This window comes from Actinomyces naeslundii, assembly GCF_001956585.1.
GTDB classification, from domain to species: Bacteria; Actinomycetota; Actinomycetes; order Actinomycetales; family Actinomycetaceae; genus Actinomyces; species Actinomyces naeslundii.
Window position 1 is genome coordinate 68,283 of the sequence record NZ_MSRR01000023.1, and the last position, 14,315, is coordinate 82,597.

Below are 14,315 nucleotides of genomic sequence, written 5' to 3' on the forward strand. Positions count from 1 at the left end.
TGTGGCACATGTCGGACACTATTGTCGCATCGATTATTGGTGTTGTTGGGGCGGTAATTGCCGCTCTTGTGTCGACGATGATGCCGTCCAGAAAAAATAAAGGAAGTGATGGAGATCAGATCTACATCGCTGGGAATAGGAATGTGGCAACTATAAATAAACATGACAATAGGACGTACAACACCTATAACATCTATCCCTCTAGGGCGACCTCGTCAAATGACGATGCATTTATTCTTATAATCTCCGCCGTTGCGATACTTGCATGTATTCTTGTCGGAGTGGGGGTTTTTGGGGACTTAATTTTGACCGGAGCCGCCACTATGGGCAGCGTCTTCATGCTGTTTTTGCTGATTTTTTCCTTAATCGGGAATGTTTCAGTGAAAAGAATTTATCTTCTTGGTTACTTTCTGTTCGGTGTCTTGCTCTGGGTTTCGGTTCATCGTGTCACTACGTCAAATGTATTTTTGGTGCTTAAGAATGCTGTGAGATCGGGTAGTTTTACCCAGAGGGCATCTGCTGCGTTTAGTGTGGGTTCTGCGGGTCACGCAGTTGCGATAGTATTTATCTTGGTTGTGTTCTCTGTCTTTATCGCAATGTGGTCTGGGGTTGCTATATTAATCAAATACAATAATGTAAAATGTAGTACGAAAGAAGAGGGTGGGAAGGAGTTTATTTCCTGCCTGATCGCTATGGTTATGCTGGCTATTTCGTGTTTTGGCGATTTAATCGGATCTTGGATCAGTTGGCTGGGTCAGGTAAACATAGGAACTTGATTGACGTCCAAAGGTGGGGGCCGCAGCGTTGCGCTGCGGCCCCCATTCGGTGTCCAGCCCGGGTCAGCTGCTCTGAGCGGTGCTGGACTGGCTGTTCGACTTGCTGTTCTGGTTGCTGGACTGCTGCCCGCCACCGGGCTGACCGCCCTGGCCTCCCTGACCGCCCTGGCCACCGCCACCCATCTGGCCGCCCATCCCGGCCGACAGTGCCGAGGCCGTTCCCGTGGCCGAGCCGCCAGACGACGTCGCCACCGTGTACTGCTGGCCCTCCGTGAGTCCCAGCACCGTGATCGCCTCAGCCGTGAAGTCCACCTTGAGCGAGGCCACCTGGGACCCGGAAGCATCCGTGACGGTCAGCGTGTCCCCCGCGCTCACCGACGGCGAACCGGTCACCCCCACGAGCTGGGTCTCGCCGTTGGCGTCCACCGAGCCGTCCATTGCGCCGGCCTGCCCCGAGACCACCACGATCCCACCCTTGACGTAGGCCGAGCCGTTGGAGTCGATACCGTCGGAGGAGGCGTAGGAGACCTCCACCTCGCCGCCGCTGATCGTGAGCACCGAGCCGTCGTCGGACTCGGAGTCGGCGTTCTCGTGCCCCTCGATGACGTGGTCGCCGTTGGAGGCGTTGATGCCGTCGTCGCCGGCCGCGATGGACAGCTCCCCGCCGGCCACGTTGATGAACGGCGCCTGCAGCCCCTCGTCGGCCGCGTTGACGGTGATCGTCCCGGAGTCCTGCGTGTAGCTCACCCCGGCGTTGATGCCCTTGGGCGAGGGCGTCGAGGAGTCCGCCGTCGACTCCTGCCCGGGCGGTGCCTGCTCCTCAACGGTGGCGTTGGCCTGCCCTCCGCCGGCCGTGATCGTCAGGGTCGTGTCCTTCACGGTGATGTCCGTGGTCGCCGAGATCGCGTCGTCGGTGGAGGTCAGCGTGACGCTCGCCTTGCCCAGGGAGATGAAGCCCTTCGTCTCATCGTCGCCCTCACTGGACTTCAGGGCGTCGCCGCCGGCCTCCACCATCAGCGTCCCGGACTCCACCACCAGGTAGTCCTTGCCGCGCAGGCCGTCGTCGGCGGCCTTGACCTTGATGGTGGTGCTGCCGGTGATGATGAGGCCGTTCTTGGAGGAGATACCGTCCTTGTAGGAGCCGGTTACGTCCAGCTGGCCGGTCCCGGTGACGGTGAGCGTGTCGGAGGAGAACAGGGCCGCGGTGGCCTCCTGCCCCGAGGCGTAGCTCGCGCCGTCAGTCAGCGTGTTCTTGGAGTCCTTGGCCAGGACCACGATCGCGTTGCCGGCGTCCTGGATGTCGATGGCCGGCCCGTCCGAGCTCGTGATGCTCGCGCCCTTGAGGACCAGGCGCACGTCGGCCTTGGGAGCGTTGACGACGATCTGCCCGTTGTTGAGCTCGCCGCTGATGACGTAGGTGCCGCCGCCGCTGATGGTGACAGTCCCGCCGTCGACCTTCACGTTGCCCGACGCCGACCCGCTGGCCGAGGCCGAGGAGCCCGACAGCGTGATCGTGGTGGCCGACGAGGTGTCTGTGGTCCCGGCGTCGTCCTCAGAGCTCGAGGCATCCTCCACCGAGGCGTTGGCGCCCAGGATGTCGGAGACGCTGGCGCCGGTCGACGCCGTGGCGACCGCTGAGGAGATCGTCGTCCACGTCGTGTCCGACTTGCTCGAGCTGGAGGCGCTGGCGTTGCTGGAGGCCGAGGAGGTCGAGCAGCCGGCCGCCAGGGCGATCGCGGCCAGGAATGCGACGGCTCCGGTCGCGCGACGGCGGAGTCGGTTGAGGGGCTTGGTCGTCATCGTCTTGGTGGTCTTCATGGTTTCTGGGCCTCTTCTTCTCGGGTCCGGTGTCGGATCATGGGTGGTCTGGGTGCAGCGCTCAGGCGGCGTTGAGGCACTCGAGGCTGGAGCGGTCGGTGCCGAACAGGCCGGCGAGCTCGTGGGTCAGGGTCCGGTACCACCTGTTGGCGGGCAGCTCGGGGTGGAGCAGCGCCATGCCGGTGGCGTACTTCGAGATGCGGGTGGGGCGGTATCCGGCCTCCCACAGGGCGCGGTCCGCGGGTGATGGTGTGGCCGGGTTCTTCGTCTCGACGACGGCGATATCCGCCACCGACACCGGCTCGCCCTCGTTGATGGCCGCGGCCAGGTGGGCCGGGCGCAGCGCCTGCGGGCTCATGGGGACTCCGACGATGGTCCCGGCGGAGCTCCCCGCGGGGGCTGCCGGACCCAGGCGCCGCCAGGTCAGGGCCGTGTCGATGGTGGCTCGGGCCTCGGCGCGTGGCAGGTGCAGGGTGGTGCGCTCGTAGGTGGTCGTCAGCACTGGCCGTAGTGCTGCTGCGACCTCACGCGCCGCCGCCGACCCGGTCACTCCCGCGCCCGCCAGGCAGGCCGCCACGAAGGCGCGTCCCGGTCCGGTGAGGCGGGAGGCGTCGTCGGCGTAGTAGCCCATGCGTCGCTTGACGGTGGAGCCGCGCGCGCCGCAGGTCTTGACCTCCAGGAAGCACAGGCCGGAGTCCAGGTAGGTGCGGGTGCGCACCTTGAAGCGTCGACGCCGCTTGCGGGCCGCGAGCATGAAGGCCTCCAGCCCCGGAGTGTCGAAGTAGGTCGAGGTGTAGGAGAAGCGGCGCCGTTCGTCGATGGCCAGGACCCGGGCGTGGGGTGCGAGGCCGTCCACGAGGTTCTGTGCGCAGGTCAGCGGAACCAGGTACTTGCGGTCCACGCGGGTCAGCAGGCCGGCGGCGCTGTTGAGCTCGGCGAGGGTGGTCGTGGTCAGGTGATTCGTGCTCAGAGGCATGGCAGTCGTTCGTGTCATCTCGTTCTCGCAGTCCTCTGATCTCAGCGTGCGGCGACGCTCTGCTGCCCGGCGGAGCGGGCGACGTACTGGGCGGTCGGAGTGATGGTGACGGGCTGGGCGTCCGCCTGGTCGGCGTGGGCGCCGGTCTGCACGGCGCTCAGGCGTGTTCCGGCCCAGGACCGGGAGGCTGGGACAGCAGGCGTGCTGACCGGCTCGGTCGCCGGACTCGAGGCGGGGACGACGTCGTCGGAGAACCGGGAGTCCTGAAAGGCTCGGGTGGCTTGGGCCTCCAGCTCGGCGGGAGTCTGGCGAGGTACCCGGAAGCGGACGTCGACGATGGTGGTGTCGTTGACCAGGTCGAGGCGCTGGACCTCGACCGAGCGGACCTGCCCGCCCAGAGTGCGCTCCAGGTGGGCGACGAGGGCGGTCTCGTTGGTGATGGCGTGGTCGAGGACGATCACCTGGTGACGGTTGCGGCGCATGAGGGCGGGGTGGTCACCGATCCACAGGGCGGCGACGACGGTGCCCATGAGGGCGGCCACCATCGCGATCGGTGCGGTCTGGATCCCGCCGAGCAGGCCCAGGGCCAGGGCCGCGAAGAAGTAGGCGACCTCGTGCTGGGCCAGCTCGGTGGAGCGCAGGCGAATGATGGACAGGACGCCGAAGAGCCCCAGTCCCAGGCCGGCTGCGACGCTCGCCGTCGACAGCAGCAGGGTGACTGCCAGGACACCGACGTTGACGCCGATGTAGGCCGCCATGAGGTCCTTGCGCGAGTGGCGGGGGGCGTAGAGCGCGCCGACCAGGACGGCGAGGGCGATCAGGTCGGCAGCGATGTAGGTCAGGGTGGTCAGGCTCATCGGGAGGCTCCTGTCGGGTCATTCGGACCGGGGGTGGGGCCTGCCGAGGTGGGCGTCTGAAGACCGAGCAGGTGTTCTGGGCGCGCCGTGCGGCGTGGCTCCGTCCGGTGAATAACAGTCAAGGGGCGCATTCCATGAGCCGGCTGTGAAAGCGACAAGGGTGAGGCATGACTTGGTCGGCCGCCGGTGTGAAGCGACGAACAGCGCCTCCGGGGCGGGCGGGGCCCGCGACGTCCGGAGGCGCTGGTGAGAGGGTGAGACTGTGGGTGAGCGGATGGCTGCTGTTCAGGCCGCCATCTGGCGCAGCGGGACCTGACGCCGGTAGCGCCCCAGGTCCCGCTTGATGGTGCGGTTCCACCGGTTGGTGGGCAGGTTGGCGTACAGCAGCGCCATGCCGGTGGCGTACTTCGAGATGCGGGCCGGCCGGTGACCCCGGCGCCACAGGAGCCGGTCCGTGGGGGAGGCCGTGGACGGGTTCTTCGTCTCGACGACGTTGAGGTGGCCCACTGACACGCCCGTCTTGAGACGCCGCCCGTCGGGGTCGAACAGGTCCCAGGTGAGTTCGGTGTCGAAGGTGGCTCGGGCCTCGTCATGGGGCAGGTGCAGGGTGGTGCGGCTGTAGGTGGAGTCCATGACCGGAACGAGGGCCTGGGCGATGGTGCTCGCCTCGTCCAGGGAGCAGGTGGAGGACTCCACCAGGCGCTCGATGACGAACAGGCGGCCGTCGGGTGTGATGCGGTCGGCGTCGTCGGGATCGTACTTGAAGCGGTCCTTGACGGTCGCCTCGCGCGACCCGTTGGTCTTGACCTCCAGGAAGCACAGGCCGGAGTCCAGGTAGGTGCGGGTACGGATCTTGTAGCGCCGACGACGCTTGTAGGCGGCCAGGAAGTAGGCGTCCAGACCGGGGGTGTCGAAGTAGGTCGAGGCGTAGCGGAAATGGCGCAGGCCGTCGATCTGGAGGACCTGCGCTCGCGGGGCGAGATGGTTGACGACCTCCTGGGTGGCGCCGGGGGGCACCAGGTACTTGCGGTCGATGCGGGTCAGGAGGCTGGCTTCGGAGTTGAGCTCGGCGAGGGTGATCGTGTCGATGCCGTCGGTGTTCGGCACGGTGCAGTCCTTTCCGGGATCGGGGGCTTCATCTGGGGCGGGCGGTGCTGGAGGGACAGTGGTGGTCAGACGACGGTGCGGTGGTTGTGCGGCGCCGACGTCGTGGTGCTGAGGTGATGGAACCGGTGCTCAGTTGTAATGGGGGTGCACCATGGGTGGCGGCGGGGTTGTGGACTGGGCGCGCTGCTGGGAGGCGTGCTGACTCCGGTTCCCGGTGATCCAGTCGTACCGGGGCGGGGCGGTGGCCGCTGATGCGGCACTGTCATGCGAGGAGGGCTCGGGCCAGACCTGCTGCGCGTTGGGGTGGACCTGCACGGGATCCTGACGCGGAGCGTCCTGGATGAGGTGAGGGCCCTGTGGGGTCGCATCCTGAAGCTGTTGCGGGATCTGTTGCGCGTTATCGGCCTCGAGGCGTGCTGGTGGCTTTGCCTTGCGAGACCGACGATGCAGCCGGTAGTGCACCTCGACGATGGTGGTGTCGTTGACCAGGTCCAGGCTCTTGAGGTCGACGTTGCGCACCGTGGCGCCGAGGAGGTCCTCGAGCTCGCTGACGAGCTCGTCCTCGTCGCTGATGGCGCGGTCGATTGTGACGGTCTGGTTGCGGTTGCGGCGCATGAGGGCGGGGTGGTCGCCAACCCACAGTGAGGCGAGGATGAGGGCCATGAGGATGGCCACGATGATGATGTGGTTCTCGATACCACCGAGCAGGCCGAGAGCCAGGGCCGCGAAGAAGTAGGCCACCTCTCCCTGGGCCAGGGAGGAGGAGCGCAGGCGGATGATGGACAGAACGCCGAAGAGCCCCAGTCCCAGGCCTGCGCCGACGTTGTCACTCGTCGACAGCAGCAGGGTGACAGCCAGGACACCGACGTTGACGCCGATGTAGGCGGCCACGAGGTCACGACGTCCATGGCGCGGGATGTAAAGCGCCCCGACCAGAATGGTGAGGGCGATCAGGTCAGCGCCGATGTAGGCCAGCGTCCGCGGTAGTTCTTGCAACACCTGCTGCATGATGAGGAGTCCTTGGAGTGGGGAGTTGGGCTGGGAACCGCATTATTACGATATCGTAACGATAAATCGACCCTTACGAAAATTGCTAGAGTTGAAGCCTCTCCTTCGGTGTGAGACTGCGTACTCTCACCGCGCCTGTCCGCCGCCTCTCAGGTGTTCGTGTGTGCGTCTTGTGTCCTCAGGTGCGATGTCGCTGGTGGCGGATGCTTGAAAGAAACATCTTCAACCATCTCCGGTTCTGATTGTTGGCTGTCGGTTTGCTGGGAGTGGCGACACGCCGAGCGGGTACGTCTGAGGAGATGAATTTCTCCTCTCCGTCCCCAGGGGTGGGGGTAGATCGCCGGCGGACACCGAGTCTCCCTGTGGCTAAGGGCTCCGAATAGATGTCACACCCGTGTAAGACCATCGTTCTGCGGATCGTGGAGCCGGGGTGCGGCGTCGCCATCAAGGTGGCTGTCAGCCCTCTCCACTGGCCGTCCACAACTCGGTGAGCGTTTTCCACAGAAGGGAGGGGTGGTGTGCACAGGACCACGTCAGACACAGCATCTTGGGGTGGTGGACCGGGCCTACCCCAAGGGGTAGTGTCTTGCTCCGCGGGGCCGTTCTGGCCTCCCGCGAATGACAAGCGTGTGGTGCCGCCGGCTCAGTCCCTGCTCGGGGACGGACCGCAGTCACCGCCACCGGACCCTGAGGAAGAGACGGCCATGGCGATCACCATCTACAGCAAGCCCAACTGCGTTCAGTGCACGGCCACCTACCGCGCCATGGACAAGGCCGGTCTGTCCTACGAGACGGTTGACATTTCCCTGGACGCTCAGGCCCTCGAGCAGGTCAAGTCCCTGGGATACGCCCAGGCCCCTGTCGTCGTCGCCGGAGAGGACCACTGGTCCGGCTTCCGTCCGGACAAGATCAAGACCCTCGCGCTCGCCGTCGAGTCCGTCGCGGTCTGAGACCGCGGGGCGCGCCGTGAGTAGCGGGCCTCTGCTGGTCTACTTCTCCTCCACCTCGGAGAACACGCACCGATTCGTGGGCAAGCTCGGCTTCCCGACGGCGCGCATCCCCTTAAGGCGGACGGACCCGCCGCTGACCGTGGACGAGGAGTACGTCCTGGTCGTGCCCACTTACGGCGGCGGCTCCGTCAAGGGGGCGGTGCCCAAGCAGGTCATCGCCTTCCTCAACAACCCGGACAACCGGGCCCTGTGTCGGGGCGTCATCGCCTCGGGCAACACCAACTTCGGCCAGGCCTACTGCCTGGCGGGTGACATCATCGCCAGCAAGCTGGGGGTGCCGTTCCTGTACCGCTACGAGCTGCTCGGCACCCCCACGGACGTCGCACGCGTCAAAGAAGGATTGGAAGACTTTTGGCAGACACGCTGACGGACACCGGCTCAGAGACCGTGTCCTCCCCGGATCTGGACTACCACGCGCTCAACGCGAAGCTGAACCTCTACGACGCGAACGGCAAGATCCAGTTCGACGCCGACCATGAGGCGGCTCGGCAGTACTTCCTTCAGCACGTCAACCAGAACACGGTCTTCTTCCACGACCTGGAGGAGAAGCTCGAGTACCTGGTCGAGGAGGGCTACTACGAGGGCCACATCCTGGACAAGTACTCCCCGGAGTTCGTCAAGACCGCCTTCAAGGCCGCCTACGCCCACAAGTTCCGCTTCGAGACCTTCCTGGGCGCCTTCAAGTACTACACGTCCTACACACTCAAGACCTTCGACGGGAAGCGGTACCTGGAGCGCTTCGAGGACCGTGTCACCATGGTGGCCCTCACCTTGGCCGACGGCGATGAGCAGCTGGCCCTCGACCTCATCGACGAGATGATGTCCGGCCGCTTCCAGCCAGCCACCCCCACCTTCCTCAACGAGGGCAAGGCCCAGCGCGGCGAGCCCGTTTCCTGCTTCCTGGTGCGCATCGAGGACAATATGGAGTCGATCGCCCGCGGCATCAACTCCGCCCTCCAGCTGTCCAAGCGCGGTGGGGGAGTGGCCCTCCTGCTGAGCAACCTGCGGGAGATGGGCGCTCCCATCAAGCGCATCGAGAACCAGTCCAGCGGCGTCATTCCCGTCATGAAGCTGCTGGAGGACTCCTTCTCCTACGCCAACCAGCTCGGGGCCCGTCAGGGTGCTGGGGCCGTGTACCTGCACGCCCACCACCCCGACATCATGCGTTTCCTGGACACCAAGCGCGAGAACGCCGACGAGAAGATCCGTATCAAGACCCTCTCGCTGGGCGTCGTTATCCCAGACATCACCTTCGAGCTGGCCCGCAACAACGAGGACATGTACCTCTTCAGCCCCTACGACGTCGAGCGCGTCTACGGCATGCCGTTCGCGGACATCAACGTCACCGAGAAGTACCGCGAGATGGTGGACGACGGGCGCATCAAGAAGAAGAAGATCAACGCCCGCACCTTCTTCCAGACCCTGGCAGAGATCCAGTTCGAGTCCGGCTACCCGTACGTCATGTTCGAGGACACGGTCAATAGGGCCAACCCCATCAAGGGCAAGGTTGTTATGTCCAACCTGTGCTCCGAGATCCTTCAGGTCTCCGAGCCCAGCGAGCTCAACGAGGACCTCACCTTCGCCCACGTGGGCAAGGACATCTCCTGCAACCTGGGCAGCCTCAACATCGCCAAGACGATGGACTCCCCGGACTTCGCCCGCACGATCCGCACCGCCGTGCGCGGCCTGACCGCTGTCAGCGACCAGACCCACCTGCCCAGCGTTCCCTCCATCGACCGCGGCAACCACGAGTCGCACGCCATTGGTCTGGGGCAAATGAACCTCCACGGCTTCCTGGCGCGCGAGCGCATCCACTACGGCTCCGAGGAGGGCCTGGACTTCACCAACGTCTACTTCGCCAGCGTCCTGTTCGCCGCCCTGACGGCGTCGAACGAGCTGGCCGTGGAGCGCGATGAGAGCTTCGTGGGTTTCGAGGACTCGACCTACGCCTCCGGCGAGTTCTTCGAGAAGTACGTGACCCAGGACTTCGTGCCGGTCACCGAGCGCGTCAAAGAGATCTTCGCCGCCTCCAGCGTGCACGTGCCCACCCGTGAGGACTGGGCCGAGCTGGCCGCCAAGATCAAGGAGGGCGGCCTGTACAACCGCAACCTGCAGGCCGTGCCGCCCACCGGCTCTATCTCCTACATCAACAACTCAACGTCCTCGATCCACCCGATCGTGGCCAAGGTGGAGATCCGCAAGGAGGGCAAGATCGGCCGCGTCTACTACCCGGCGCCCTTCATGACGAATGACAACCTGGAGTACTACCAGGACGCCTACGAGATCGGCCCCGAGAAGATCATCGACACCTACGCCGCGGCCACCCAGCACGTGGACCAGGGGCTGAGCCTCACGCTGTTCTTCCCGGACACGGCCACCACCCGCGATGTCAACCGCGCCCAGATCTACGCGTGGCGCAAGGGCATCAAGACCCTCTACTACATCCGCCTGCGTCAGGCCGCCCTGACCGGTACCGAGGTGGAGGGCTGCGTCTCCTGCATGCTGTGAGCCTGCGACCGTTGGCTGCCGGCCAGTAACCGACGTCGGGGCCGGGAGGATATGAGCCCAACCGGCCCCGACGTCGTGCTGGATGGAGAGCTACGTGCGCGAGCCGCTCCGTTGGTGCGCAAAACCCGGCTCGCCCACCGTCCGGAAGGCTGCCGGGTCCACTTCGCAGGGCTACTGCCCTGAGCGGTTTGAGTCTACCCGGTGACCGGAGAGGTGGCGGTTACAGCGCAAGCGCCGGGCCCACATGACGACACGGGTGCGCCGGCGCTTCCTTCCACTCCGCGCCGTAACGCGGTGGCATCGCCATTTTAGGGGTGCGTCAGTAGGTGGTGTGGACGCCACGCGATCCGGGGGCGTGGTCGCCCTGGTGCGCCCGGCATGTAGTGCACGAGGCGTGGGTGCTACTGGGGGAGGTGCGGGTGTAATCCATGGGGGTCGGAGTCTCGTGCAGTACGGACAGCCCTTGGTCAGTACCACCCGACCCTCGTGGAGCAGGCACCTGGAGATGGTGGCGGCAGCACCCGCGACAAGCTCCGCTACGGACCATTGGGCCAGTGATGGCGTCATGACTCGTCAACGCGGTTCGCGCCGACGGTACGAGGTGGTGTCGGTCGAGGGCCTTGAGCGTGCACCGTTGTTCCTCGTCGTGCTGGAGCGGTGCCGGTCGGAACGCTGATCGCTATCGATCATGACCTTGCGTTGGCCCCTGGGAAAGGATGGACAAGACGATGTGCGACGTGAGGATCGGCCGCGAGGCGGATAGCCGGCCGGTGTCGGGGCGCTCACTCTGGGCCGGATCGCGCAGGTGTCCGCCTGATGGCAACGGCTCACCTGATGGCTGAAGACTCCTCGGCACGACGACGCAGCTCGCGCACGGTGGCGTGCGGGTCCTCCCCGGCCGGGAACCCGCGCAGGCGCCAGTACATCGCCAGCAGGGAGCCGGTGATCGTGTGCCAGAAGGTTGTCACTGCGCGGACGCTGGTGCAGAGGTGCCGAGGCGCTATTCGAGCTCGTCGTCGGCGCCGTCGTCGGAGTCGGGCTCGTCCTCGGGCTCGCGCCATACCTCATCGCAGCGGTGGACGCTTGTGGCGATGAGGCGGGCGTTGGGCAGGTCCACTGTGCGTACCCAGTGACCGGCGTCGAGGGCGTTTCTGCCGAAGTCCTCATGCCGGTTGATAAGCCGCACCACGAGTTCCTCCTCAGGCACATCGATGTGGATGAGGAGGTCGATCCGCTCTCGTACTGCACCCCAGCCGCGTGTCTCGAGCGCAAGGTAGTTGCCCTCGGTGACGACGACGCCGGTTCCGGAGACGACGCCCCCAGCCGACACCGACTCGTGCAGGTCGCGCCGATAGACCGGGACGAAGACCTGATGGGCGCCGTCGGCTCGCACCCGGTCCAGGGCTGCCAGGTAGCCTTCGACGTCGAAGGTGTCCGGGGCGCCCTTGCGGTGATGGCGGTCCAGCTCGTCGAGGACGGCGTTGGACAGGTGGAAGCCGTCCATGGCGACGAGCCCGGCGAAGAGGTCGGCCTCCTTGAGCCGGCCTTCCAGGTCTGCGGCGATCGTCGACTTCCCCGAACCGGGTGCCCCGACGAGCCCGACGAGGAGGCGTTCTGGTGCGTCGTCGGCCGCCAACCGCTGCGTGAGCTGGTCGACGAGGTTGCTGATAAGGGTGGAGAATTCGCCCACCCGAACCGTGGGGCTCATGGAACTATTATCTCAGTCAACTATCTGACTGAGGAGCAGATGCGGTATCTGTATCCATTGTGATGCCTTGAAGACCGAGCGTCAGGGAGTGGATGCGGTGACGTAGGGAAAAAGGGACAGAAGGACGCCGGCTTGCCCATGGCCTTGCACAGGTGGGCTATGCGGCGGTCATGTATGTCGTTGTTGCGCCGGGATGGAGACCCCTGACGGCCGTGCGGAGAGTTTGGGCAGGGTTGTGCGCTTTAGCAGGTTGAGATCCGATGGCCGCAAAGTTGTGACTGCAGATGAGACCTGCGCCACTGACCCTCGCCCTCGAGGAATCTAAATTCAGGCAATTGTAAGCCTCTTCTCAGAATTCTCTCGAAAGGTCGCCCGTGTCCGCCATCCCTATCCCCAGGGTGCTTGGCACTCCTGGGCGCGCGGTAGGTGCTCTTGTCGCACTGGTCGCGCTCGTCGCCACGCTCCTGACGGTCCTGCCCACGCAGGCCCGAGCCGCCAATAACCCGTCGATCACCGTCTCCGGCCTGTCGCTTGTGGTCTCCAACGCCAACGGTGTCGAGGAACCGGACAACACTTCGGTCAAGGTCGATGACATCCTCAAGCTGAAGTTCGCCTGGGATGCTCGCAACGCCAGCGCCAGAAGCGGCGACTCCTTTCAGATCCAGCTGCCCGAGCAGCTCCGCAACCGGGAGCGCCTCTCCGAGCCGATGAAGGTCTCCCACCAGGGCGCTGAGCACACCATCGGTGAGTGCGTGATGGACGACCGCGCCATCACCTGCACCTTCAACAGCACTCTCGACACCATCATCGGCCAGGGCTTCACCGGCCTGCAGGGCAATGGAACGGCTCTGGTGCTGGCTTCTCAGGCCAGCGACTCGGCCAATGTGACAATCGATGCCAACGGCAAGCAGACCGAGGTGCCTGTGCCCGGCGGCAAGATTGCTGAGAATGTCGGACTTGAGTACAAGCCGCAGTGGATGAGCAAGTGGGCGGCCGATGTCACCAGCACCTCCAAGAAGGTGGACTGGGAAGTGACCTTCGGGCCTGACCAGGTCAAGGAGGCGCTTGAGAAGAACGGCCAGTCGCTGACCGTGGACGGCAGGACCCGCTCGACCATCACCTTCTCCGACGAGCTCGGCCCCGGGCAGGTCTACGTCCCGACTAAGAGCGACTGGAAGCTGAGCATCGGCGCCGCCCAGGGGAGGAACAACTTCTATGGCCAGGTCACCGACGCCAGCGGTGCCGATAAGGACGTCAGCCAGGGCGACTTCGACCTCGACGTCACCATCCAAGGCAACACCGCCACCATCGCCGTGACCGGCCCCTTCGCACCTCAGACCAACTACCACATCTACTACTCCTCCACCCCGACCACGGCCGACGGCGTTGTTCAGGCCGGTGTGGAGTACACGAACAAGGCCTCTGTGGTGGGGAGCGGTCTGGAGCACTCCTACTCGGTGCACTACACCAAGTCCTTCACCATCAACGTTGAGATGAAGCCCGGATTCGGTGGACTGGACATCACCAAGCTCCTCACCGGGTCCGAGACCGCCAAGGTGCCGGCCGGCACCACCTTCCAGGTGGGCATCAACTACACCCTGCCCGGCGGTGCCACCGTGGACACCTACCCGGGGTGGAAGGCTCCGGGGACCGTCAACCAGACCCACACTGGTGGCGACACCTCCATGACCGTCACCGTCGGTGAGAAGGCCGTGTACAACGGCACCTTCCCGGTTGGGACGGTCCTGACCCTCGACGAGGACACGACGACGGCCTCGGCCACTCCCGCTGGCGTCGTCTGGGGCAGCCACACTTTCACGGTAGGCGACCAGAACACCAACAGCCTGACCGTCGAGGACCAGAAGTCCACGGCCGTGACGCTGCGCAACTCCGCCGACCCCGCCGCTGTGGAGGAGGGTGACTTCACGGTCACCAAGGCTCTGGCCGGCGACGGCGACTTCAGCAAGTCGACCTTCGAGTTCACCTACACCTGCACCGACGGCACCGAGGGGTCGCTGACGGTGACCGGAGCCGCGACCTCGGAGAAGTCCAAGAAGGTCAAGGCCGGATCGACCTGCACCATCACCGAGGACAGCGCCAAGGCCGGTCAGAACGGCTACACGCTGACCGCCCCGGCAGCGCAGACCGTGACGATCACCAAGGATCAGACGGCCGCGGTGACGATGACCAACACGTACGCCCGTGACATGGGCACCTTCTCGGTGACCAAGGTCGTCACCGGTCTCGAGTCGGTGGACAATGAGTTCGCCTTCTCCTACACCTGCGACAACAACGTGAAGGGCACGCTGAAGGTCAAGGCTGACGGATCGGTGACCTCCGGACCCGAGCTTCCCGTGGGCACCAAGTGCACCATCGAGGAGGACGCACAGTCCGCCGCGGTCAAGGGGTACACCCTGGAGGCGCCCGCCTCCCAGACGGTGACCATCAGTGAGAAGGAGCAGGCGGTGCTCGTGACCTTCACGAACGCCTACACCCCTGAGCCTAAGCCGGAGCCCTCACCGTCTCCCACGCCCGAGCCCACGCCGA

The 14,315-nt window shown here is 65.1% G+C and carries 12 protein-coding genes; 5 read left to right on the forward strand and 7 right to left on the reverse strand.

Features of this window, described 5'->3' with window-relative positions; genetic code table 11:
- Nucleotides 1-8: 8 nt before the first annotated feature.
- Nucleotides 9-776, forward strand: a complete 768-nt coding sequence (locus BKH33_RS13725) for a hypothetical protein (protein ID WP_003783664.1) — start codon at nt 9-11, stop codon at nt 774-776.
- A gap of 63 nt (nt 777-839) precedes the next feature.
- Here the strand turns inward: BKH33_RS13725 and BKH33_RS10525 are convergent, their stop codons facing one another.
- The 5 genes from BKH33_RS10525 to BKH33_RS10545 form a co-directional block, all read right to left on the reverse strand.
- Complete coding sequence (locus tag BKH33_RS10525; RefSeq protein ID WP_003783593.1) at nt 840-2,594, reverse strand: carbohydrate-binding domain-containing protein; 1,755 nt, start codon at nt 2,592-2,594, stop codon at nt 840-842.
- A gap of 61 nt (nt 2,595-2,655) precedes the next feature.
- Nucleotides 2,656-3,588, reverse strand: a complete 933-nt coding sequence (locus BKH33_RS10530) for a polyphosphate polymerase domain-containing protein (RefSeq protein ID WP_003783756.1) — start codon at nt 3,586-3,588, stop codon at nt 2,656-2,658.
- A 23-nt stretch (nt 3,589-3,611) separates the two neighbouring features.
- Entirely contained in the window at nt 3,612-4,427 is an 816-nt protein-coding gene (locus BKH33_RS10535) for a DUF4956 domain-containing protein (protein WP_003783595.1), read from the reverse strand.
- A gap of 285 nt (nt 4,428-4,712) precedes the next feature.
- Nucleotides 4,713-5,534: a polyphosphate polymerase domain-containing protein gene (locus BKH33_RS10540; RefSeq protein ID WP_003783754.1), complete on the reverse strand. Its 822-nt coding sequence runs from the start codon at nt 5,532-5,534 to the stop codon at nt 4,713-4,715.
- Nucleotides 5,535-5,663: 129 nt separating this feature from the next.
- Nucleotides 5,664-6,542 (reverse strand): DUF4956 domain-containing protein, encoded by an 879-nt coding sequence (locus tag BKH33_RS10545; protein ID WP_003783706.1) that lies wholly within the window; start codon nt 6,540-6,542, stop codon nt 5,664-5,666.
- A gap of 704 nt (nt 6,543-7,246) precedes the next feature.
- On the opposite strand from BKH33_RS10545, the gene nrdH reads away from it, so the two are divergent.
- Genes nrdH through nrdE form a run of 3 tightly spaced genes read left to right on the forward strand, consistent with a single transcriptional unit; the run spans nt 7,247 to nt 10,060 of the window.
- Nucleotides 7,247-7,492, forward strand: coding sequence for a glutaredoxin-like protein NrdH (gene nrdH, locus BKH33_RS10550; protein WP_003788409.1), 246 nt, complete (start codon nt 7,247-7,249; stop codon nt 7,490-7,492).
- Between the two features lie 16 nt (nt 7,493-7,508).
- On the forward strand, nt 7,509-7,919 hold the full coding sequence (gene nrdI, locus BKH33_RS10555) for a class Ib ribonucleoside-diphosphate reductase assembly flavoprotein NrdI (RefSeq protein ID WP_003783687.1): 411 nt from the start codon (nt 7,509-7,511) through the stop codon (nt 7,917-7,919).
- A complete protein-coding gene (nrdE, locus tag BKH33_RS10560) occupies nt 7,904-10,060 on the forward strand; it encodes a class 1b ribonucleoside-diphosphate reductase subunit alpha (RefSeq protein ID WP_003783539.1) in 2,157 nt (718 codons plus the stop codon). The genes nrdI and nrdE overlap by 16 nt, the downstream gene beginning before the upstream one ends.
- Before the next feature lie 827 nt (nt 10,061-10,887).
- Here the strand turns inward: nrdE and BKH33_RS10570 are convergent.
- The gene (locus tag BKH33_RS10570; protein WP_003783790.1) at nt 10,888-11,028 is read right to left on the reverse strand and encodes a hypothetical protein; all 141 of its coding nucleotides are present in this window, start codon (nt 11,026-11,028) and stop codon (nt 10,888-10,890) included.
- A 32-nt stretch (nt 11,029-11,060) separates the two neighbouring features.
- Complete coding sequence (locus tag BKH33_RS10575) at nt 11,061-11,768, reverse strand: nucleoside/nucleotide kinase family protein (protein WP_003783629.1); 708 nt, start codon at nt 11,766-11,768, stop codon at nt 11,061-11,063.
- Between the two features lie 374 nt (nt 11,769-12,142).
- On the opposite strand from BKH33_RS10575, the gene BKH33_RS10580 reads away from it, so the two are divergent.
- A partial coding sequence (locus BKH33_RS10580) for a DUF7926 domain-containing protein (RefSeq protein WP_076142735.1) occupies nt 12,143-14,315 on the forward strand: 2,173 nt, incomplete at its 3' end.